General features: G+C 67.4%; 17 protein-coding genes, 1 tRNA gene and 1 other RNA gene. 7 read left to right on the top strand and 12 right to left on the bottom strand.

Features of this window, described 5'->3' with window-relative positions; genetic code table 11:
- Positions 1–32 precede the first annotated feature (32 nt).
- From LI94_RS08335 to LI94_RS08325, 3 genes are all read right to left on the bottom strand, one after another.
- A complete protein-coding gene (locus tag LI94_RS08335; protein WP_082105700.1) occupies positions 33–890 on the bottom strand; it encodes a hypothetical protein in 858 nt (285 codons plus the stop codon).
- Positions 891–1,028: 138 nt separating this feature from the next.
- The gene (gene recR, locus LI94_RS08330) at positions 1,029–1,640 is read right to left on the bottom strand and encodes a recombination mediator RecR (RefSeq protein ID WP_024443030.1); all 612 of its coding nucleotides are present in this window, start codon (positions 1,638–1,640) and stop codon (positions 1,029–1,031) included.
- Complete coding sequence (locus tag LI94_RS08325) at positions 1,641–1,976, bottom strand: YbaB/EbfC family nucleoid-associated protein (protein WP_024443029.1); 336 nt, start codon at positions 1,974–1,976, stop codon at positions 1,641–1,643.
- 118 nt (positions 1,977–2,094) lie between these two features.
- On the opposite strand from LI94_RS08325, the gene LI94_RS08320 reads away from it, so the two are divergent.
- The 3 genes from LI94_RS08320 to LI94_RS08310 all read left to right on the top strand — a co-directional run bounded on the left by LI94_RS08320 (position 2,095) and on the right by LI94_RS08310 (position 5,647).
- Positions 2,095–2,859 (top strand): Rv3717 family N-acetylmuramoyl-L-alanine amidase, encoded by a 765-nt coding sequence (locus LI94_RS08320; RefSeq protein WP_024443028.1) that lies wholly within the window; start codon positions 2,095–2,097, stop codon positions 2,857–2,859.
- Between the two features lie 107 nt (positions 2,860–2,966).
- Complete coding sequence (locus LI94_RS08315; protein ID WP_046300893.1) at positions 2,967–4,346, top strand: FAD-binding oxidoreductase; 1,380 nt, start codon at positions 2,967–2,969, stop codon at positions 4,344–4,346.
- Entirely contained in the window at positions 4,343–5,647 is a 1,305-nt protein-coding gene (locus tag LI94_RS08310) for a class I SAM-dependent methyltransferase (RefSeq protein WP_046300892.1), read from the top strand. The genes LI94_RS08315 and LI94_RS08310 overlap by 4 nt, the downstream gene beginning before the upstream one ends.
- Here the strand turns inward: LI94_RS08310 and LI94_RS08305 are convergent.
- Positions 5,644–6,876, bottom strand: coding sequence for an FAD-dependent oxidoreductase (locus LI94_RS08305; RefSeq protein WP_082105699.1), 1,233 nt, complete (start codon positions 6,874–6,876; stop codon positions 5,644–5,646). The two genes, LI94_RS08310 and LI94_RS08305, sit on opposite strands and share 4 nt — an antisense overlap.
- Positions 6,877–6,950: 74 nt before the next feature.
- Here LI94_RS08305 and LI94_RS08300 point away from each other — a divergent pair, with 74 nt between their 5' ends.
- Positions 6,951–8,273, top strand: coding sequence for a class I SAM-dependent methyltransferase (locus LI94_RS08300; protein ID WP_024443024.1), 1,323 nt, complete (start codon positions 6,951–6,953; stop codon positions 8,271–8,273).
- 14 nt (positions 8,274–8,287) lie between these two features.
- On the opposite strand, the gene LI94_RS08295 is transcribed toward LI94_RS08300, so the two are convergent.
- The 4 genes from LI94_RS08295 to ffs all read right to left on the bottom strand — a co-directional run bounded on the left by LI94_RS08295 (position 8,288) and on the right by ffs (position 12,433).
- The gene (locus LI94_RS08295; RefSeq protein ID WP_046300890.1) at positions 8,288–10,246 is read right to left on the bottom strand and encodes a DNA polymerase III subunits gamma/tau; all 1,959 of its coding nucleotides are present in this window, start codon (positions 10,244–10,246) and stop codon (positions 8,288–8,290) included.
- A 54-nt stretch (positions 10,247–10,300) separates the two neighbouring features.
- Entirely contained in the window at positions 10,301–10,912 is a 612-nt protein-coding gene (locus tag LI94_RS08290) for a CHAP domain-containing protein (protein WP_046300889.1), read from the bottom strand.
- A gap of 97 nt (positions 10,913–11,009) precedes the next feature.
- On the bottom strand, positions 11,010–12,284 hold the full coding sequence (locus tag LI94_RS08285) for an aminotransferase class I/II-fold pyridoxal phosphate-dependent enzyme (RefSeq protein ID WP_024443021.1): 1,275 nt from the start codon (positions 12,282–12,284) through the stop codon (positions 11,010–11,012).
- Positions 12,285–12,338: 54 nt separating this feature from the next.
- Positions 12,339–12,433: signal recognition particle sRNA small type (gene ffs / locus LI94_RS22205), an RNA gene on the bottom strand.
- Positions 12,434–12,545: 112 nt separating this feature from the next.
- On the opposite strand from ffs, the gene LI94_RS08280 reads away from it, so the two are divergent.
- The 3 genes from LI94_RS08280 to LI94_RS21860 all read left to right on the top strand — a co-directional run bounded on the left by LI94_RS08280 (position 12,546) and on the right by LI94_RS21860 (position 14,791).
- Positions 12,546–12,631: transfer RNA gene (locus LI94_RS08280), tRNA-Ser, on the top strand.
- 81 nt (positions 12,632–12,712) lie between these two features.
- Positions 12,713–13,432, top strand: a complete 720-nt coding sequence (locus LI94_RS08275; protein ID WP_046300887.1) for a hypothetical protein — start codon at positions 12,713–12,715, stop codon at positions 13,430–13,432.
- A gap of 30 nt (positions 13,433–13,462) precedes the next feature.
- Positions 13,463–14,791: a DUF4226 domain-containing protein gene (locus tag LI94_RS21860; protein WP_052739903.1), complete on the top strand. Its 1,329-nt coding sequence runs from the start codon at positions 13,463–13,465 to the stop codon at positions 14,789–14,791.
- 30 nt (positions 14,792–14,821) lie between these two features.
- On the opposite strand, the gene LI94_RS08265 is transcribed toward LI94_RS21860, so the two are convergent.
- The 4 genes from LI94_RS08265 to LI94_RS08250 form a co-directional block, all read right to left on the bottom strand.
- Entirely contained in the window at positions 14,822–15,385 is a 564-nt protein-coding gene (locus LI94_RS08265) for a hypothetical protein (protein ID WP_052739902.1), read from the bottom strand.
- 10 nt (positions 15,386–15,395) lie between these two features.
- Positions 15,396–15,878 (bottom strand): DUF5078 domain-containing protein, encoded by a 483-nt coding sequence (locus LI94_RS08260; protein ID WP_192830940.1) that lies wholly within the window; start codon positions 15,876–15,878, stop codon positions 15,396–15,398.
- 208 nt (positions 15,879–16,086) lie between these two features.
- On the bottom strand, positions 16,087–18,996 hold the full coding sequence (locus LI94_RS08255; protein WP_046300885.1) for an RND family transporter: 2,910 nt from the start codon (positions 18,994–18,996) through the stop codon (positions 16,087–16,089).
- On the bottom strand, positions 18,993–19,469 hold the full coding sequence (locus tag LI94_RS08250; protein WP_046300884.1) for an MmpS family protein: 477 nt from the start codon (positions 19,467–19,469) through the stop codon (positions 18,993–18,995). The genes LI94_RS08255 and LI94_RS08250 overlap by 4 nt, the downstream gene beginning before the upstream one ends.
- Positions 19,470–19,525: the final 56 nt, after the last annotated feature.

Here is a 19,525-nt window from a genome sequence, read left to right as displayed (position 1 = left end):
GGGGTGGCGATCGCCGACGTGCTGCAGCCGGTCTAGGGGTGTGAGGGGCGCCAACCGCGGGCGTGGAGCGCCGCGGTGACGCGTTGGACGGTCTCTTGGGGGTTGTCCTCGTTGATCACCTGGATGTTGATCCAGCCCGCGCGTTCCAGTCTGCGCTGACGCTGGTGGTCTCTGACGTACTGCGCACGATCTTTCTGATGATGTTCCCCGTCGTATTCGGCGGACACTTTGTAGCGCTCCCACCCCAGATCAAGCCATGCAAACGGCCAGTAGCGGCGGTCGCACACCGGGATCTGGGTGGTCGGGGTGGGCAGACCTGCATCGATCAGCAGTAGCCGCAGCCAGGTCTCCTTGGGTGAGGCGGCGCCGGCGTCGACGAGCGGCAACACGGAGCGCAGCCGGCGTGAACCCCGTGCACCGCGGTGGTGCTTGGCGATCAGCAGCACGTCCTCGGTACCGAACGGAGTGGCCCGGGCCAGGGCGTCGAGCCGGGCCAGCGCTTTGCCGCGGGGCAGGTGGCGTGCCAGATCGTAGGCGGTGCGGGCAGGTGTGGTGACCGGTATGCCGGCGACTTGGGTGAGCTCGTCGTCGGTCAGGGTTTCATCGCGGGCGATCAGGCCGCGCGGTGGGCGGGTATTGGACCAGATCAACTCGATGGGAATGTCGAGGTCGACCCAATCGGCGTAATGCAACGCAGAGGCCGCGACTCCCGCGATCACGCCTTTGCGCCCCGACCGCAGCCACGCCGCCTCGATCCGGTCACGGAGCGTGAGCTCATGCCCGCCAGGCACGTAGACGTCTCGGAAGACGGCCCGGTGCCAGCGCCGAAGCTCGTGTTCGGTCACAACGCCCTGTGCCAGCGCTTCGCTGCCCAGAAATACCGCCGTCATGGCGACATGCTGGTCCCACACACCGACATTTGGCCTCGAACCTCCGCGAGGCTGTAGTTGGCGCGAGAAAGTGCGAGTAGCGGCCACGCCAACTACAGGCTCGCGGGAGGCACCCCCGGGGCTCGCGGGAGAGACGGGTCAGGCCATGGCGCGGCGGCCGGTGAAGGCCCGGCCCAAAGTCAGCTCATCAGCGAATTCCAGGTCGCCGCCCATCGGCAAACCGGACGCCAACCGCGTCACGCTGAGCCCGGGAATGTCACGCAGCACCCGCACCAAATAGGTGGCGGTGGCCTCGCCCTCGGTGTTGGGGTCGGTGGCGATGATCACCTCGCTGACGTCAACCCCGTCGACCCGCTCCCCGACCCGATTCAGCAGCTCACGCACCCGCAGTTGCTCCGGCCCGATCCCCGACAAGGGATCCAGCGCGCCGCCGAGTACGTGGTAGCGGCCGCGGAACTCCCGGGTGCGCTCGATGGCTGCGACGTCCTTGGGCTCCTCGACGACGCAGATCTGGGCGAAGTCGCGGCGGGGGTCCCCGCAGATCCGGCAGCGCTCCGCGTCGGAGACATTGCCGCACACCTCACAGAACCGCACCCCGTCGCGCACCTTGGTGAGCACCGCGGTGAGCCGGTCGATCTCCGGCGGCTCCACTGACAGCAGGTGAAACGCGATCCGCTGGGCACTCTTGGGGCCGATGCCCGGCAGCTTGCCCAGCTCGTCGATCAGGTCCTGAACCGGACCCTCAAACACCTAGGCTCCCGGCATGCCGAGCGCGCCGCCCATGCCGCCGGCCAGCGGCGAGAGCCGCTGCTGGGCCAGCGTGTGCGCCTTCTTCGAGGCGTCGGCGAGCGCTCCCACGAGCAGGTCCTGCAGGGTCTCGATGTCCTCGGGGTCGACGACCTTCGGGTCGATGTGCACCGCGAGCACCTCGCCGCTGCCGTTGGAGGTGACCTTGACCAGGCCGTTTCCGGCCTCCCCGTGCACCTCGGTGACGGCCAGCTCCTGCTGCGCCTGCAGCAGTCGCTGCTGCATCTGCTGAGCCTGGGCCAGCAACGCCGACATGTCGGGCGGGCCTCCTGGTTGCATGACACTCCCCTTGCGTTGTCGTGTGCGTGGTCTCGACTGGGTTGCGGCTTGGTTTCAGCTGCGAGACCCGGTGCGTGTGAGAATTCCAGCGTAGTCGGCCCCGGCCTACGTTGGCGGCGTGCGCGTACCAGTTCTTGTCCGTGTCGGTATCGCGATCACCGCCGGCCTGGTGGTGGCCGCCGCGGTGCCGAGCGCCCCGCCGTCCTCAGCCGCCCCCGGCAACATCGCCGGCATGATCGTGTTCCTCGACCCCGGGCACAGCGGCGCGGGCGACCCCGCTGCGCTGTCACGTCAGGTGCCCAATGGCCGGGGCGGCACCAAGAACTGCCAGACCAGCGGCACCGCGACCAACTCCGGGTATCCCGAGCACAGCTTCGCCTGGGACACCACACTGCGGATCCGCCAGGCCCTCAACTCAGCCGGGGTCCGCACCGCGATGTCGCGAGGCGACGACAACGGGCCGGCGCCGTGCATCGACGCACGTGCCGCGGCGGCCAATGCGCTGCACCCCAATGCCATCGTGTCCATCCACGCCGATGGCGGACAGCCGGCCGGCCGCGGATTTCACGTCAACTACTCCGCACCTCCGCTGAACCCGGCGCAGGAGGGTCCCGCGGTGCGGTTCGCCCAGATCATGCGCAGTCAGTTGCAGGCCGCCGGCATTCCTCCGGCCAACTACATCGGCACTGACGGCTTGAAGGGTCGCGCCGACCTCGCCGGGCTCAACCTGGCCGAATACCCGTCGATCCTCGTCGAGCTGGGCAACATGAAAAACGCCACCGATGCGGCCCTGATGGAGAGTCCTGCGGGCCGCCAGCGTTACGCCGATGCCGTGGCGCGCGGCATCGCCAGTTTTTTGAGCAGTCAAGCGCAGCTGCCCTGACCGGCGGTTCAGCGAGGGCCGACGCAGGTTCAGCGAGGGCCGACGCGAAAGACCCGAAGCCGGCCGTGGCGTGCGGAACCGCCGATCCGCCGTTAGCGTAGGAAGTGATGTCCGTTCGGCCGGCCGATACACCGACATCCCACACGCGGGGGGTGCGACGGCTGCTGGACAGCTACCGCAACATCCCGGCCGACGAATCGGTCCGGCTGGCCAAGCCCACTTCCAACCTGTTTCGGGCCCGCGCGAAGCGCCAAGCCCCCGGTCTGGACACTTCCGGCCTGGTGAGCGTCATCGCCGTCGACCCGGAGAACCGCACCGCCGACGTCGACGGCATGTGCACCTATGAAGATCTGGTCGCCGCCACCCTGCCCTACGGCCTGGCGCCGTTAGTGGTCCCGCAGCTCAAGACGATCACCGTCGGCGGTGCGGTCAGCGGCCTGGGCATCGAGTCGGCGTCGTTCCGCAACGGGCTTCCCCACGAGTCGGTGCTGGAGATGGACGTGCTCACCGGCGACGGCGAGCTGCTGACGATATCGCGCGACCAGCATGAGGATCTGTTCCACGCGTTTCCGAATTCCTATGGCACGTTGGGGTATTCGACGCGGCTGCGGATCGAGCTGGAGGCCGTCAAGCCGTTCGTCGCGTTGCGGCACATCCGCTTCGATTCCCTCGATGAGCTGGTCGCGACGATGGACCGCATCATCGATACCGGCGGGCTCGAAGGCGTTCCGGTGGACTACCTCGACGGTGTGGTGTTCGACCCCCGGGAGAGCTACCTGTGTGTCGGTATCGCAACGGATTCTCCCGGCGCCGTCAGCGACTACACCGGCCAGCAGATCTACTACCGCTCGATCCGGCACGCGCACGGGATCAAAGACGACCGGCTGACCATCCACGACTACCTGTGGCGCTGGGACACCGACTGGTTCTGGTGCTCGCGCGCGTTCGGGGCACAACGCCCCCTGGTGCGACGGTGGTGGCCGCGGCGCTACCGGCGCAGCAGTGTCTATTCGAAGCTGATCGCCTACGACCAGCGCTTCGCCATCGCCGACCGGATCGAGAAGCGGAATCACCGCCCACCACGTGAGCGCGTGGTGCAAGACATCGAAGTGCCGCTGGAGCGCTGCCGGCAGTTCCTGGACTGGTTCTTCGCTCACGTCCCGATCGAGCCGGTGTGGTTGTGCCCGCTCCGGCTGCGCGGCGACGAGGAGTGGCCGCTGTACCCGATCCGGTCCAATCGCACCTACGTCAACGTCGGGTTTTGGTCGTCGGTCCCGGCCGGCGCCACCGAGGGAGCCACCAATCGACTGATCGAGGCCAAGGTGAGCGAGCTCGACGGCCACAAGTCGCTGTACTCCGACTCCTACTACACCGCCGCGGAGTTTGACGAACTCTACGGCGGTGAAACCTATCGGAGGATCAAGAAAACCTACGACCCCGACTCGCGGCTACTGGACCTTTACGCCAAGGCGGTGCGACGACGATGACGATCGACAGCGAGCAGATACGCACTTCGACCGGCAGACTGAGCCTGGCCCAGGTGCTGGAGACCCTGGCCACCGACGGGCACCTACCGCTGCGGTTCACCGCCTACGACGGCAGCAGCACCGGCCCCGACGACGCCCCCTTGGGCCTGGACCTGCTGACCCCGCGGGGCACCACCTATCTGGCCACCGCCCCCGGCGACCTGGGGATGGCCCGGGCCTACATCTCCGGTGATCTGGGGCTGCACGGTGTGCATCCCGGGGATCCCTATCGGCTGCTCAAGGCCTTGGCTGACGAGCTGCACTTCAAAAGGCCCTCGCCCAGAGTGCTGGCCAACATCGTGCGCTCGATCGGGATCGAACATCTGGTGCCGATCGCCCCACCGCCCCAAGAGGCACTGCCCCGGTGGCGACGTATCGCGGAAGGATTGCGGCACAGCAAGTCTCGGGACGCCGAGGCGATCCACCACCACTACGACGTATCCAACGACTTCTACGCCTGGGTGCTGGGACCATCGATGACCTACACCTGCGCGGTCTATCCGACTCCGGATGCCACGCTGGAGCAGGCCCAGGAAAACAAGTACCGGCTGGTCTTCGACAAGCTGCGGTTGAGCCCCGGCGACGTGCTGCTCGATGTGGGCTGCGGCTGGGGCGGCATGGTGCGCTACGCGGCACGGCACGGGGTGCGCGCCATCGGTGCGACGCTGTCGGCCGAACAGGCCCAGTGGGCACAGCGCGCGATCGCCGACGCCGGCCTGTCCGATCGGGCCGAGGTGCGCCACTGCGACTACCGCGACGTCGACGAATCCGGATTTGACGCGGTCTCCTCGATCGGTATGACCGAACACATCGGGGTGGCCAACTACCCCGCCTACTTCGGGTTCCTCAAGTCCAAGCTGCGTCCCGGCGGTCTGCTGCTCAACCACTGCATCACCCGGGCGGACAACAAATCCAGTGCGACCGCAGGCGATTTCATCGACCGCTATGTGTTCCCCGACGGAGAGCTGGCCGGGTCCGGCCGCATCATCAGCGAGATCCAAGACGTCGGCCTAGAGGTGCTGCACACCGAGAACCTGCGCAACCACTACGAGCTGACCCTGCGCGACTGGGGCGCCAACCTGGTGGCGCACTGGGACGACGCCGTGGCCGAGGTCGGGCTGGCCACCGCCAAGGTGTGGGGCCTGTACATGGCCGGTTCCCGGCTGGGCTTCGAGCACAACGGCATTCAGCTTCATCACGCGCTGGCGGTCAACGGCGGCGACGGCGCCGTTCTGCCGCTGCGGCCGTGGTGGCGACCCTAGGGGGTCTGGCGGCGCGCGAAGGCCGGTGCCCGCTCCGGGCGCACGCCCACCCCGACCAGGTATGCCGGAATCGCCGAGAGCCAGGGCAACACCGCGAACAGCGTGCCCACGCTCCCCGGCGGGCTGAGGTTCTTGCCGCGCAAGATCGGGTTCAGCGCCCGGTGCGCCACCCGCTGGATCGACTGGGTGACGACGGTGGGCAGCTCCCGGCGGCGCTGCACGGCAGCCAGGTCCCCGACGGTCACCCGGCCGTGCCGTAGCGGCTCGGCCAGGATGGTGGCGGCGGCCACCGCGTCCTGCACCGCCAGATTGATGCCGACCCCACCCACCGGCGACATGGCGTGTGCGGCGTCGCCGATGCACAACAAGCCGTCAATGCTCCAATGCCGCAACCGATTCAGCCGCACATCAAGGTGTTTGACGTCGTCCAGGCTCTGCAGCGCCTCTACCGTGTCCGCCGCCTCGGGGATGAGCTCCACCACGTCGCGGCGGAACGCCTCGATACCGCGCGCCCGCTTGTCCGCGTCGGTGCCCTTGCGGCCCAGGTAGGCGACCTGAAAGTAGCTGTCCCGCGGAATCATGATCGCGGCCCGCCCGGGCCCGAGGCGGGGCAACAAAGTGGGCTGGGCGGCGCGGTCGTTCGGCAGCCGGAACCACCACACATCGAAGTTCACCGGAAACTCGCGTGCGTGCAGGCCCGCCTCATGCCGCGCCACCGACCAGCGCCCGTCGCAGGCGACCGTGAGATCGGCACGCAGCTCGCCGGTGCCCTCGGTATCGCGGTAGCGCACTCCGGCCACCCGGCCGTCCTCGTGCAGCAGTCCGGTCACCTCGCTCTGCATTCGCAGGGTGAACGTCGGCTCGGTCTGTGCGGACTCGGCGAGCAGGTTGAGCAGGTCCCACTGCGGCACCATCGCGATGTAGGGATGCGGCTGGCGGCGCAGCCGACCGAAGTCGACCACCGTGACGCCGCGCCCGCCCATGTCGAGGCTGACCTGGTGGATCTCACTGTGCGCCAGCGTCGCGAAGCGCTCCCAGAGCCCGAGCTCGTCGAGGAGGCGCAGGGTGGTGGGGTGCACGGTGTCGCCACGAAAATCGCGCAGGAAGTCGGCGTGCTTCTCCAGCAGCGTCACCTGCACACCGGCCCGGGCCAGCAACAACCCGAGAACCATGCCTGCCGGTCCGCCACCGACGATCGCGCAGGTGGTTGCCTCGGTTCTCTCTCCCATCGCGGTGCAACGCTACGCGAGTTTGAGGTGACGCCCGAGCGGTTACTCGCATCTGGACAAGGGGGGCTTAGATCATGGCGGTCAAAACACTCAACCAAAGCACGAACACCACCACCGCGAACGGCAAGCTGGGGCTGGCCGAGATTCTGGTGCTACTGGCCGCTGGGGGGCAGCCACCACCACTGAAGATCTCTGCCTACGACGGCAGCAGCGTCGGGCCCAGCGACGCGGAACTGGGCGTGAAACTGCTGAATCCGCGGGCGACCAACTACCTGGCCACCTCACTGGGCCAACTCGGCATAGCCCGGGCCTACATCTCGGGTGACCTGGAACTGTGCGGCGTCCACCCGGGGAATCCCTACGACGTGCTCAACGCCATGGCGGATCTCGAATTCAAACGCCCGTCGGCGCGCGATATGGCCAATATCGTCCGCTCCATCGGGCTGAGGAATCTCAAGCCGGTCGCTCCGCCGCCGGAGGAGGCGCCACCCAAATGGCGTCGCAACGCCAGCGGGCTGCGGCACAGCAAGTCTCGGGACGCCGACGCGATTCATCACCACTACGACGTGTCGAACACCTTCTACGAGTGGGTGCTGGGCCCGTCGATGACCTACACCTGCGCGATCTACCCGTCCGCCGACGCGACGCTGGAGGAAGCCCAGGAGAACAAGTACCGGCTGATCTTCGAGAAGCTGCGGCTGAAGCCCGGCGATCGCCTGCTCGACGTCGGCTGCGGCTGGGGCGGCATGGTGCGCTACGCCGCGCGCCGCGGGGTCCACGCACTCGGCGTCACCCTCGCTGCAGAGCAGGTCGCCTGGGCGCAGCGGGCGATCGCCGAGGAAGGACTCTCCGAGTTCGCTGAGGTCCGGCACTGCGACTACCGGGACGTGCGCGAGACCGAATTCGACGGCGTCTCGTCGATCGGCATGACCGAGCACATCGGGGTGAAGAACTACCCGGCCTACTTCCGCTTCCTCAAATCGAAGCTGCGCACCGGTGGCCTGCTGCTCAACCACTGCATCACCACCGCGGACAATTCCGTCTACAAGGGCGACCCGTTCACCGACCGGTATGTCTTCCCCGACGGCGAGATCACCGGCGTGGGAAGCATCACCGCCGAGATCCAGCAGACCGGTCTCGAGGTCCTGCACGAGGAGGACTTCCGGCTCCACTACGCCAAGACGCTGCGCGGCTGGTGCCAGAACCTGGTGGACCACTGGGACGAGGCTGTCGCCGAAGTGGGCTTGGGCCGCGCCAAGGTGTGGGGCCTGTACATGGCGGCTGCGGTGATCGGCTTCGAGCGCAACCAGTGTCAGTTACACCACGTGCTGGCCGGCAACGTCGACCAGCAGGGCGGGGATGGGGGTCTGCCGCTACGGCCCTGGTGGACTCCCTAGCGGACCGAGTACCTTCAGTCGCCGCTGATCCGGCGGGCGCCCAACTCGTTCTGCAACAACTCCAGTGCCGCTTCTTCGGGGTCGCGGCGGGGCGGGGCCTCCGAACCGGCATCGACGGCCGCCTCGGCCAGCATGGCCTCCTCGTCGGCGCGCCGCGCCGATTCCACGTCGACCTGAGCGGGCGCCGCCGAGTGGCCGGCGTCCGGAGGTGGTCCGCCGGCCTCGCAGCGCACCCGCCAGTTCACCCCGAGGGCGTCCTTGAGGGCCTCGGTGATGACGTCGGTGTTGCGCGGTTCGGAGAGTCGCCTGGCCAGCGAGGCCGTTCCGTGGGTCAGCACCAAGGTGTTGCCGTCCACGGTGCGCACCGTCGCGTCGGCCAGCATCGCCTCGGTCGAGCGACTGCGTCGGCGCACCTTTTCGCGGACCGTGGTCCACATCGCGCGCACGGCGGCGGCGTCGGGCTCGCCCGGGGTGGCTGCCGCAGCGGGTGCGGGCGCCGGCGGCGCCGCAGCGGGCTCCGGTTCGGCCGGCGGCGCGGGGGCCGGAGCAGGTGGCGCAACAGGTTCGGGTTCGGGCACTGCCGCCGCGGGTGGCGGCACCGGCTCGGGGGTGGGAGCGGCGACGGGCACCGGCGCAGGCTCGGGTGCGGGCGCGGGTGCGGGCGCGGATGCGGGGTCGGTGGTCCGGGCAGAACGGCGGGTGAACTGCTTGCCCGATGACGCGGCCGGCGCAGCGGCCGGAGACGGCGGGCTCGCGGAGGAGACGGCTCCGGTACGCGCGGGTGCCGCCGGTATCGACATGTCCAGTCGGCCCTCGATGCGCTCAATCCGTTGCAGCAGTGCGGCTTCGGTGTCGGCGGCCGAGGGCAGCAGCAGCCGGGCGCACACCACCTCCAGCAACAACCGGGGAGCGGTCGCGCCGCGCATCTCCCCGAGCCCGGCGTGCACCACCTCGGCGTAGCGGGCCAGGGTGGCCGAACCGATCCGGGCGGCCTGGTCCTGCATGCGTTCCAGGATGTCTTCCGGTGCGTCGACCACGCCTTTGGCGACCGCGTCGGGGACCGCCTGCAGCACGATCAGGTCGCGGAACCGCTCCAGCAGGTCGATGGCGAACCGGCGCGGGTCGTGGCCGGCGTCAACGACCGCCTCCACCGCGCCGAACAGCGATGCGGCATCGCCGGCGGCCAAGGCGTCGACCGCCTCGTCGATCAGGGCGACGTCGGTGGCGCCTAACAGGCCCAGCGCCCGCTGGTAGCGCACGTGGCTGGTGTCGGGGCTGCCGGGCATGGGCTCCGAGCCGGCCAGCAGTTGGTCGAGCACGGAGAGGGTGTCGCGGGGCGAGCCGCCGCCGGCACGGATCACCAGCGGATATACCGCGTCATCGACGGCGACGCGCTCCTGCTCGCAGATTCTTCCGATCAGCTCGCGCATGGTGCGCGGCGCCAACAGCCGGAACGGATAGTGATGGGTGCGGCTGCGGATAGTGGGCAGCACCTTCTCCGGTTCGGTGGTGGCGAACACGAAGATCAGGTGGTCGGGCGGCTCCTCGACGATCTTGAGCAGCGCGTTGAAACCCGCGGTGGTCACCATGTGCGCTTCGTCGATGATGAAGATTCGGTAGCGCGACTGGGCGGGAGCGTAGAAGGCGCGATCGCGTAGATCGCGGGTGTCGTCGACCCCGCCGTGGCTGGCCGCGTCGAGTTCGACGACGTCGATGCTGCCCGGGCCGTTGGGGGCCAACGCCACGCACGAGTCGCAGGTTCCGCACGGCGTCGGGGTCGGCCCCTGCGCACAGTTCAGCGATCGGGCCAGGATGCGCGCCGACGAGGTCTTACCGCACCCGCGAGGCCCGGAGAACAGGTAGGCGTGGTTGATCCGGCCCGCCGACAACGCGGTGCACAGGGGTTCGGTGACGTGCTCCTGCCCCACCACTTCGGCGAAGGATGCCGGCCGGTATTTGCGGTAGAGCGCCACGCCAGCAGGGTACTTGCTCAGCCCGACGCGAGTGCAGGCCCGGCAGGCGAAGCGCTACGGCTTCGGGCGCAGATACCCCAGCGTGTTCCACATGGGTCCGACGTCACGCCAGTTCAGCGTCACGAACAACCGGCCGCCGGAGTTCTGTTCGGCGACCTCATAGCGCAGCAGGCTGCCGCTGCCCCGCACCGCCGTGACGACCCCGGCATGCCCGTGTTCGCTGACAAACCCGCCGGGGCCGTAGACCACGACGTCCCCGACCCGCGGTGCGTTCAGACCACCGTCGAACGGCACCTGGTCGAAGTATTGGCCCAGACCGTTGGTGGGGAAATGCTCGTAGAGATCGAAGGCATTGCCGCTGGGGTCTCTGTTGCGCCATGAACCGAGCGTCTGGATGTATTGCTGCACCAGCGGATAACACTGGCCGTCGCCATACATCACCGGATTTCCCAGTGCGCCCTCGGCGGCATCGTGGCGAAAGGCATCGAGTTGTTCGGCGGCCCTCGGCGGCAACAGTTCCGCTTCGGCGGCAATGGGATCGGCGGCCTGCACCGACGGCGGTTCGACCGGCCGTTCCGGTCCGGCCTGCGCCGCAGGAACCTGGCCCAGACCCAGCAGCCCTAGCGCCATCACCGCGCAGCCGAAGGCACCGACCTTGATCGACATTTCTCGCGCCTCCACCGGCAAATCAACGGGTTTGCTGAATCAACTGTCAAAAACTCTATTCGGCAACGGCCGCACCGACGCCGAATTCCGCAATGTGTCAGCCCAGCAGGTGTTCGGCGGCGGCCAGCAGGGCGCAGGTGGCCAGACCGTCGACGGCGTTGCGCAGGTCCTCGGTGGACGGGAACGACGGGGCGATCCGAATGTTCTTGTCCTCGGGGTCCTTGCGGTAGGGGAACGAGGCACCGGCTTCGGTGACCGCGATGCCGGCGTCCTTGGCCAGCGCCACGGTGCGCCGAGCGGTGCCCGGCAGTACGTCCAGGCTGATGAAGTAGCCGCCTTTGGGGTCGGTCCACGACGCGATCTTGGCGTCACCGAGCCGGTTCTGAAGAATCTCGGCGGCCAACTCGAACTTGGGCGCCAGGATCTCCTGGTGGCGTCGCATGTGCAGCCGCACGCCGTCGGCGTCACCGAAGAACCGCAGGTGACGCAGCTGGTTGACCTTGTCCGGGCCGATCGAGCGCTTCCCGGCGTACTGCAGGTACCAGGCGATGTTGCCCAGCGAGCCACCGAAAAAGCTGACGCCGGCACCGGCGAAGGTGATCTTCGAGGTGGAGGCGAACACGTACGGCCGGTTCGGGTTGCCCGCGGCGGCGGCCAGCCCCAGCACATCGATCTGGTGGGGGAAGTCGGTGGTCAGGGTGTGCACCGCGTAGGCGTTGTCCCAGAACAGCCGGAAGTCGGGTGCGGCCGTCTTCATCTGCACCAGCCGGCGCACGGTCTCCCAGGAGTAGGTGATACCGGTCGGGTTGCCGAACACCGGCACGGTCCACATGCCCTTGATCGCCGGGTCGGCGGCGACGAGTTCTTCGATCAGGTCGACGTCCGGGCCGTCCTCGCGCATGGGGACCGGGATCATCTCGATGCCCATGGTCTCGGTGATCGCGAAGTGCCGGTCATAGCCAGGGACCGGGCACAAGAACTTGACGGCCGGCTCCTGCCCCCACGGCCGCGGCGAGTCCACCCCGCCGTGCAGCATCGAGAAGACGATGACGTCGTGCATGAACTCGAGGCTGGCGTTGTTGCCGGCGATCAGGTTGGGCACCGCGATGCCGAGCAGCTCCCCGAAGATGGAGCGCAGCTCGGGCAGACCATGCAGACCGCCGTAGTTGCGGGTGTCGGTGCCGTCGTCGCCGCGGTAGTCATCGGGGCCCGGCAGGGCCAGCAGGCCGTTGGCCAGGTCGAGCTGCTCGGGTGACGGCTTACCGCGGGTGAGGTCCAGCGACAGCTTCTTGGCCTGCAGCTCGGCGTAGTCCTGCTGGTAGCGCTCATATTGCGCGGTCAGGTCGGCAGGGGCGAGGGTATGCAGCGACACGACGTACCTTTCAAGTCCCTTATCAAGCGCAATCAGCCGGCGAAGGCCCGACATATAAGGGGACCCCGCGCACCCGCCAGAGCCCATTGACCCTTGCTGCCTTCCGGCCCTGGGGGAGTTCACAGGATGGACGCCGCGCGGGGTCCACGGGCAAGTCTAGCGGTGGTCGCGAGCGCGGCGAAGCCGGGCGGGACGAGCGGCGAAGCCCGACGGGACGAGCGGCGCGCGGGGCATGCAACGGACTCAGCTACCATTGCCGACGGAGGATTCGCCTAGTGGCCTATGGCGCTCGCCTGGAACGCGGGTTGGGTTAATAGCCCTCAGGGGTTCAAATCCCCTATCCTCCGCACCCGATTCAGGTGCGGCCGGACCGACAGATCACGGTCCGGTCGCACCTGAATCACTAGCTGACGAGCATGGGAGGTGGCGTGAGTCGTACCGTCGCCACGGTTTGGCACGCGTCGCTCTCGACTCTCGCCGCCATCCTGTATTTCCTCTTCGTCCTGCCGCGGTGGTGGGAGCTGACCGGCTTCAGCCCGCATGTGTTGGGCACCGTGATGCGAGTTCTGCTCGGACTGCTGGTCGGGGGGATGGCCCTGCCGGTTGCGGCGGTGTTGAAGCAGTCGCGCAAGCCCGAGTACGGCACCCCGCAGCTTGCGCTGTCACTGCGGACCGGCTCGATCGTGGCGCATCTGGTGGCCGCAGCGTTGATCGTCGGCACCGCGGTCAGTGAGATCTGGCTGTCGCTGGACAGCTTCGGCGTGTGGCTGTTCGGGATCTACGGGGCCGCAGCCGCGATCGCCCTGTTGGGGATCGGTGCGTTCTATCTGGCATTCGTCGCCGAAATGCCTCCGCCGCCGCCCAAACCGCTCAAACCCAAGGTCGAAAAGCAGCCCAAGCAGGGTCGGCGCCGGGGCAAGAAGTCCGGCGACGCGAAGACCGAGGACGCTGACGCCGACGAGACCAAGGTCGATGACGAGGCCGCGAATGAGCCCGAGGACGCTGACGCCGACGAGGCCGAGGCCGATGGCGAGCCCGACGCCACCGAGATCCTCGAGTCGACGGGCGTCGACGCCGACGAGCCGGCCCCAACCGACGAGGGCAAGCTGCGCCCGTCCGGCAAGCGCCGGGCGAAAAAGGACCAGTAAGCCCGATCCCGCCCGGCTACCCTGTTCGCTATGGCCGAGAACCTCGGTGGCTTCGCGGATGCGGCGCGCGCGCGTGAAGTGGAGCTCGCGAACCGGCTGGCGGCATCGGTAGCGGCCGACAAACAGTTCCAGACCATCCTGCAGCAGGCCGTGCGCAACACCGTGAGTTCGCGGCAACGCCTCGACGCCATCGAGTCCGAGATCCGCGAGTCGGCCGCCACCTGGCCAGGCCTGGACACCCCCGCCGGGTCCCGCCAGTTCCAGCGATTCCTGACCGCCAAGACCCGCGAGATCCACCGGGTGGTCTCCGACGCCGCCACCGACAGCCGGCATCGGACGCAGCTGGTGCAGACCTTGACCAATGACTACCGGCTGGGCAGCGGCGCGGACGGTCAGGACCCGCATATCCGCCTGATGGACAACACGATTCCGGCCGACGGCCAGCACGACCCCACGATCGCGGGCGTGGGCAGCCCACCGATGCCGGAGAAGCAGGACGGTTCGCCCTATGACCTGGGCGCGACGATCCCGGGCACCGGCATCGTCATCACCGGGGACCCGGAGAGCGGCCACCCCCGCCTGCAGCTCCCCGGACAGCCCGACATCGACAACCCGTTTCCCGTCGATGACGGTTTCCGGGCACTGCCGACCGGCACCGCGGTCGGCCCCGACGGTCAGCAATACGCGTTCTACAGTGTCCGGCCGTACGGGCCCGGGACCTCACCGGACAACTACATCGCCCCGGAATCTCGGGTGCAGAACCTGGCCGATCCGGCAACGGATCTGGGACCGCTGCTGGGCACCCCGCTCGGCTCAGACACCAAGGTGGGCATCTCGCAGGCCAGCGGTGTCTACGACCCGGCCTCCGGGACCATGATGATCGTCGGAAACATGGGGCAAGACGGTCAGCGCGCCCTGTGGCAGTCGGCTCCGGTCGCTGCCGGCGACCCGCCCCATGCCTGGATGAACAGCCTGCATGAGGTCGGCGCCTTCAACAATCTCGGGCCCGCCAACCGGGAGAACCAGATCGTGCCGCTGCCCCAAGGCGGGTATCTGTTGGCCAGCGCGAGCGATGGCGGCCAGGTCGTGGGCGTCACCGCGGGCAGCCCCCAGGGCCTGCTGCAGGCTCCCCCGCAAGACCTCACCGGCCCCGGTTTCATCCCGAGCCCCGGCAATCAGCCGGCCGTCCCGTACGGGCCGAGCATCGTCAATGTCGAGACGCTTCCCAACGGACAAGAGCAGGTCACGATGCGGGTCAGCACGTGGCCGACGCCTGAGGGCTGGCCGGTCGGGCCAGATGCCCCGCCGCCGCCCTATCACCCGCGGACCTACACCACCACGTTCACCATCGACCGGTAGCGCAGGCGGGCCCGTGCAGTCCGAGAACCCCTAGAACGCCGTGCTGCCCGAGGGGCTCAGCATGAACCCGTGATGCCCCAGCGAGGTGTCCAGGCAGGCGACGAGCTGGTCGGTGCCCACCGCACAGGTGACGTTGCCGTACGACAGCTTCTGCCCGACGCCCAGGAAAGCTCCGTTGGAGAACTGGCGGCCGCAACCGGTCGATTCGCGGTTCAGCCGCAGGCCCGCCGCGCCCTGGGAGCGCACCGTCCCGATCACACACCCGCCCGGCACCGGGGGGCCCGAGCCCAGCGGCGCGTTGGCCAGGCCCGGCATGTCGCCGTCGCACATGATGGCCTGCGACGATCCCGCGGGCGGGTCGATGGCGTCGAATTGGCAGGCGACGTTGTAGGGCGTGGAGAAGTTCACCCAGCGTCCCGGCCCCTTGGGGCCCGTGGAGATGTAGTTGTCCACCGGGACCGCGGTGAAGTCGTCAAAATCGGGGAACCCCGCAGGCTGCGCCCCCGCAGGTCCTCCCGGGGCCGCGAGCAGTAGGCCGCCCGCCGCGCCGGCGACGAGCAGAACCCGCATGACTCGACGGATGGAACCGTTCATCGGTCTCCTGTTACGGCTTGGGGGCCCAGTCCCACACCGACATGTCGTCGCGCGGGTACTGACTGCAAGCCTCGGTCGACTTGGCAACGACACCCTTGTTGTTGAAGAAGATCTTGGCGTGGTTGGGCCACGACACCGTCAGGGGGTCGGCGAAGTTGGTCGCCAACTCCTCGGAGTAGGCCCGGCGCTGATCGGGGTTCAGCGAGAAGAACCAGTGCATCTTGTCGATGGTGGCCTGCTGCACCTGGACCGGTTTGTTGTGCATGTCGATCATGTAGCGCTCGTAGTAGATCGGCGACAGGTCGCGGCTGGCGGCCAGCATCTGCTCGGCACTGCAGTCGGTGCGGATCACCCGACGCGGGATCGGGAAGTCGTCGGTCGCGTCGGCGGAGGCGGTGGCGGGCAGCAGCACCGCGGTCACGGCTGCGCCGACGGCGGCAGCGGTCACGACGATGCCCCTCAGTAGCGAGCGGTGCGTACGCATGGAGTCCACTGTAGCCATTCCCCGGACCCTTTCACTCTGTCAGTTCTGGGACGCTAAACCCGCCGGTGAGACCGCTGAGTCGGGTGAAGCAGGTGAGGCGAATGCGCCATTAAAAGGGTCGCTCAGCCATCCGAACTCGGTAAGCAATGCTACATAACTTTAGCCATGCTACCTAATTGTTTTCCGGCTCCCTGCGCATGCGATCGCTCACATCGGGCTACCGGTTGTGGGCCAGCTCCTCGGTGTCCTCCGAGCCCTCGCCGCGAGCCAGGGCGGCGGCCTCTCGATGCCGGGCGGCTTTCCCGCCGACGTGCGGCAGCACGTTGATCGGCCACCAGAACCAGCGTCCCAGCAGCGCCGCGATCGACGGCGTCATGAACGCCCGCACGATCAGCGTGTCGAACATCAGCCCCAGACCGATGGTGGTGCCGATCTGCCCGATGATGCGCAGGTCACTGACGGCCATCGACGCCATGGTGAAGGCGAACACCAGTCCAGCCGAGGTCACCACCTTCCCGGTGCCGCCCATCGCCCGGATGATGCCGGTATGCAGCCCGGCGTGCATCTCCTCTTTCAACCGGGCGACCAGCATCAGGTTGTAGTCCGACCCCACCGCCAGCAGGACGATCACGCTCATCACCAGCACCAGCCAGTGCAGCTGAATACCGATGATGTACTGCCAGAACAGCACCGACAGCCCGAACGACGCACCCAGCGACAACGCCACGGTGCCGACGATCACCAACGCGGCGATCAGGGCGCGAGTGATCAGCAGCATGATGATGAAAATCAGGCACAGCGAGGCGATTCCGGCGATCAGCAGGTCATAGTTGGAACCGTCGTGCATGTCCTTGAACAGCGACGCGGTCCCGCCGAGATAGATCTTGGCGTCTTCGAGCGGCGTGCCCTTGAGCCCTTCCTCGGCCGCGGTCCGGATCTTGTCGATGTGCGAGATGCCTTCGGCGGTAGCCGGATTGCCCCGATGCGAGATCATCATCCGAACGGCCTTGCCGTCCGGGGAGATGAACATCTTCATGGCCCGCTTGAAGTCCGGGTTCTCGAACACCTCCGGCGGCAGATAGAACGAATCGTCGTTCTTGGACTCGTCGAACGCCTTGCCCATCGCAGTGGCGTTGTCGCTCATCTCGTCCATCTGCGCGAAGATCCCGGACATGGTGCTGTGCATCGTCAGCATCATGATCCGCATGGTCTCCATGGTGTCGATCATCGGCGGGAAGGTGCTCAGCATCTGCGGCATCAGGGCATCCATGTCACCCATGTGCGCGATCATCTTGTCCATGCTCTCGCTCATCGGGTCAACGCTGTCGACCATGTCGAACGCCGAGCGCAGCGAGAAGCAGATCGGGATGTCGTAGCAGTGCGGTTCCCAGTAGAAGTAATTGCGGATCGGCCGCCAGAAGTCCTCGAAATCGGCGATGTGGTCCCGAATCTCGTAGATCTGGGCCTGTAGGTCATCCATGTCGATGACCATCTCGTGGGTGATGCCGGCCAATTGGCTCATGTGGCCGTACATCTGGCGCATGGTGGCGATGGTCTGCTCCATGGCCTCGGCCTGGGTCAGCATGTCGTCCATGCGCTTCTTCTGGAACTGCATGGTCTGCAGTTGGCCGGCGTTCTGCATGCTGATCTGGAACGGGATCGAGGTGTGTTCCAGCGTGGTGCCCTGTGGACGGGTGATGGCCTGCACCCGGGAGATCCCGACGACCTTGAAGATGGACTTGGCCAGCTTGTCGATGATCAGGAAGTCCGACGGGTTGCGCAGGTCGTGGTCGGCCTCGATCAACAGCACCTCGGGCATCATCCGGGACTGCGAGAAGTGCCGGTCCGCGGCGTTGAAGCCCTCATTGGCGGGGATGTCGGAGGGAATGTATTTCCGGTCGTCGTAGGCCGGCTGATATCCCGGCAGCGCCAGCAGGCCGACCGCCGCGACCGCCAGGGAGGCGACCAGAACCGGGCCGGGCCAGCGGACGATCACCGTCGCCACCCGCCGCCAGCCGCGGGTGCTGGTCGCGCGCTTGGGGTCGAACAGGCCGAACCGGCTGCCGACCGTGATGATCGCCGGGCCCAGCGTCAACGCCGCGAACACCGAGACCAGCATGCCGACCGCGCATGGAATGCCCAGCGTGACGAAGTAGGGCATCCGGGTGAAGTGCAGACAGAACACCGCTCCGGCGATGGTCAGACCGGATCCCAGGATGACGTGCGCGACGCCTTCAAAAGCCGTGTAGTACGCCGATTCCCGGTCCTCGCCGGCTTGGCGCGCCTCGTGATAGCGGCCGATCAGAAAGATCGCGTAGTCGGTGCCGGCGGCGATCGCCAGCGACACCAGTAGGTTGACGGCGAACGTGGTCAACCCCACCCAGTGGTGGTGGCCCATGAATGCCACCACGCCGCTGGCGGCGTTCAGCTCCATATAGACCATGCCCAGCAGCAGCGCCACCGTGATGATCGACCGGTAGACGAGCAACAGCATGGTCAGGATCACCAGAATGGTGACCAACATCATCTTGAACATCGACTTGTCGCCGGCATGGTTCATGTCGGCGGCCAGGGCCGCGGTGCCGGTGACATAAACGGTCAGCCCCGGCGGCGTCTGGACCGAATCCACGATTTCGCGGACTGCGGCGATGGAGTCGTTCGCCGCCGCCTGGCCGATATTGCCGACCAGGTTCAACTGCACGTAAGTCGCTCGGCCGTCAGCGCTTTGGGCGCCGACGGCGGTCATCGGGTCACCCCAGAAGTCCTGCACGTGCTGGACGTGGGCGGTGTCGGCCTTGAGCTTCTCGACCACTTCGGCGTAGTACTCGTGCTCGGCGTCGCCCAGTTCGTGGTCGGCCTCCAGCACGATCATCGCGGTGCTGTCGGAGTCCGACTCCTGAAAGACCTTGCCCATCTCGGTCATGGCCTGCATGGAGGGAGCGTCTTTAGGGCTCGCCGACACGGCGTTCTGCTTGCCGACCTCTTCCAGCGGCGGGACGGTGGCAACGAGCACCGCGATCAGCGCCAGCCACCCCAGGATGATCGGTATGGCGAACCGGCGGATGGTCCGCGCGATGAACGGTCGCTCCGGCCGCTCGCCGGTGCGAGGTGTACCGAGCTGGCTCATGCCGCCTTCAGCAGGCAGAAGGTGTAGGCGTTGACCTCGTTGGAGATCCGTTCCGCCTTCACCTCTCCGTCCACGGTGATACGGCAGCCGATGCTGTTGCTATTGCCCTGCGCCATGATGCTTCCCACCACAGACGGAAGCGTGGTGACGATTTCGAGCTGCCACGGCAGCGCGACGTCCTGGACCCGCTGCGGCTCGGAGTTGACGTCGAAATAGCTGATGTCGGCGACCGTTCCGGGCGGGCCGAAGATCTCATAGGTCAACCGCTTGGGGTTGAACGGTTTGGTCTCGTCGTTCTGGCCGTCTGAATAGGAGGGGCGCTTCTCCGAGCCGAACAGGCCGTGGATGCGCGTCACGGTGAACGCGGCGACACAGACCACAGCCACTATGATCAGGGGTATCCACACCCGGCTCAGTACCTTGAAAATCGAAGTCCCCTCACACCAGCAAACTTTGGATACCCTAACCCACATCAACGTGCGTAAACGCACGCTACAGCACTCCCACGGAGGCCCGCAACGCACATTGT

The sequence above is a fragment of the Mycobacterium sp. UM_Kg27 genome, from assembly GCF_000972905.1.
In the GTDB taxonomy this organism is placed as follows: Bacteria; Actinomycetota; Actinomycetes; order Mycobacteriales; family Mycobacteriaceae; genus Mycobacterium.
The sequence above is the reverse complement of the archived record's forward strand: the minus strand, read 5'-3'. Positions and strand labels throughout refer to the sequence as shown.

Excerpts from the sequence above, each read along its gene's own strand:
- LI94_RS08335 (WP_082105700.1), bottom strand. The coding sequence starts at position 890 with ATGACGGCGGTATTTCTGGGCAGCGAAGCGCTGGCACAGGGCGTTGTG.
- LI94_RS08325 (WP_024443029.1), bottom strand. The coding sequence starts at position 1,976 with ATGCAACCAGGAGGCCCGCCCGACATGTCGGCGTTGCTGGCCCAGGCT.
- LI94_RS08315 (WP_046300893.1), top strand. The coding sequence starts at position 2,967 with ATGTCCGTTCGGCCGGCCGATACACCGACATCCCACACGCGGGGGGTG.
- LI94_RS08310 (WP_046300892.1), top strand. The coding sequence starts at position 4,343 with ATGACGATCGACAGCGAGCAGATACGCACTTCGACCGGCAGACTGAGC.
- LI94_RS08305 (WP_082105699.1), bottom strand. The coding sequence starts at position 6,876 with ATGGGAGAGAGAACCGAGGCAACCACCTGCGCGATCGTCGGTGGCGGA.
- LI94_RS08300 (WP_024443024.1), top strand. The coding sequence starts at position 6,951 with ATGGCGGTCAAAACACTCAACCAAAGCACGAACACCACCACCGCGAAC.
- LI94_RS08290 (WP_046300889.1), bottom strand. The coding sequence starts at position 10,912 with ATGTCGATCAAGGTCGGTGCCTTCGGCTGCGCGGTGATGGCGCTAGGG.
- LI94_RS21860 (WP_052739903.1), top strand. The coding sequence starts at position 13,463 with ATGGCCGAGAACCTCGGTGGCTTCGCGGATGCGGCGCGCGCGCGTGAA.
- LI94_RS08265 (WP_052739902.1), bottom strand. The coding sequence starts at position 15,385 with ATGAACGGTTCCATCCGTCGAGTCATGCGGGTTCTGCTCGTCGCCGGC.
- LI94_RS08255 (WP_046300885.1), bottom strand. The coding sequence starts at position 18,996 with ATGAGCCAGCTCGGTACACCTCGCACCGGCGAGCGGCCGGAGCGACCG.
- LI94_RS08250 (WP_046300884.1), bottom strand. The coding sequence starts at position 19,469 with ATGTGGGTTAGGGTATCCAAAGTTTGCTGGTGTGAGGGGACTTCGATT.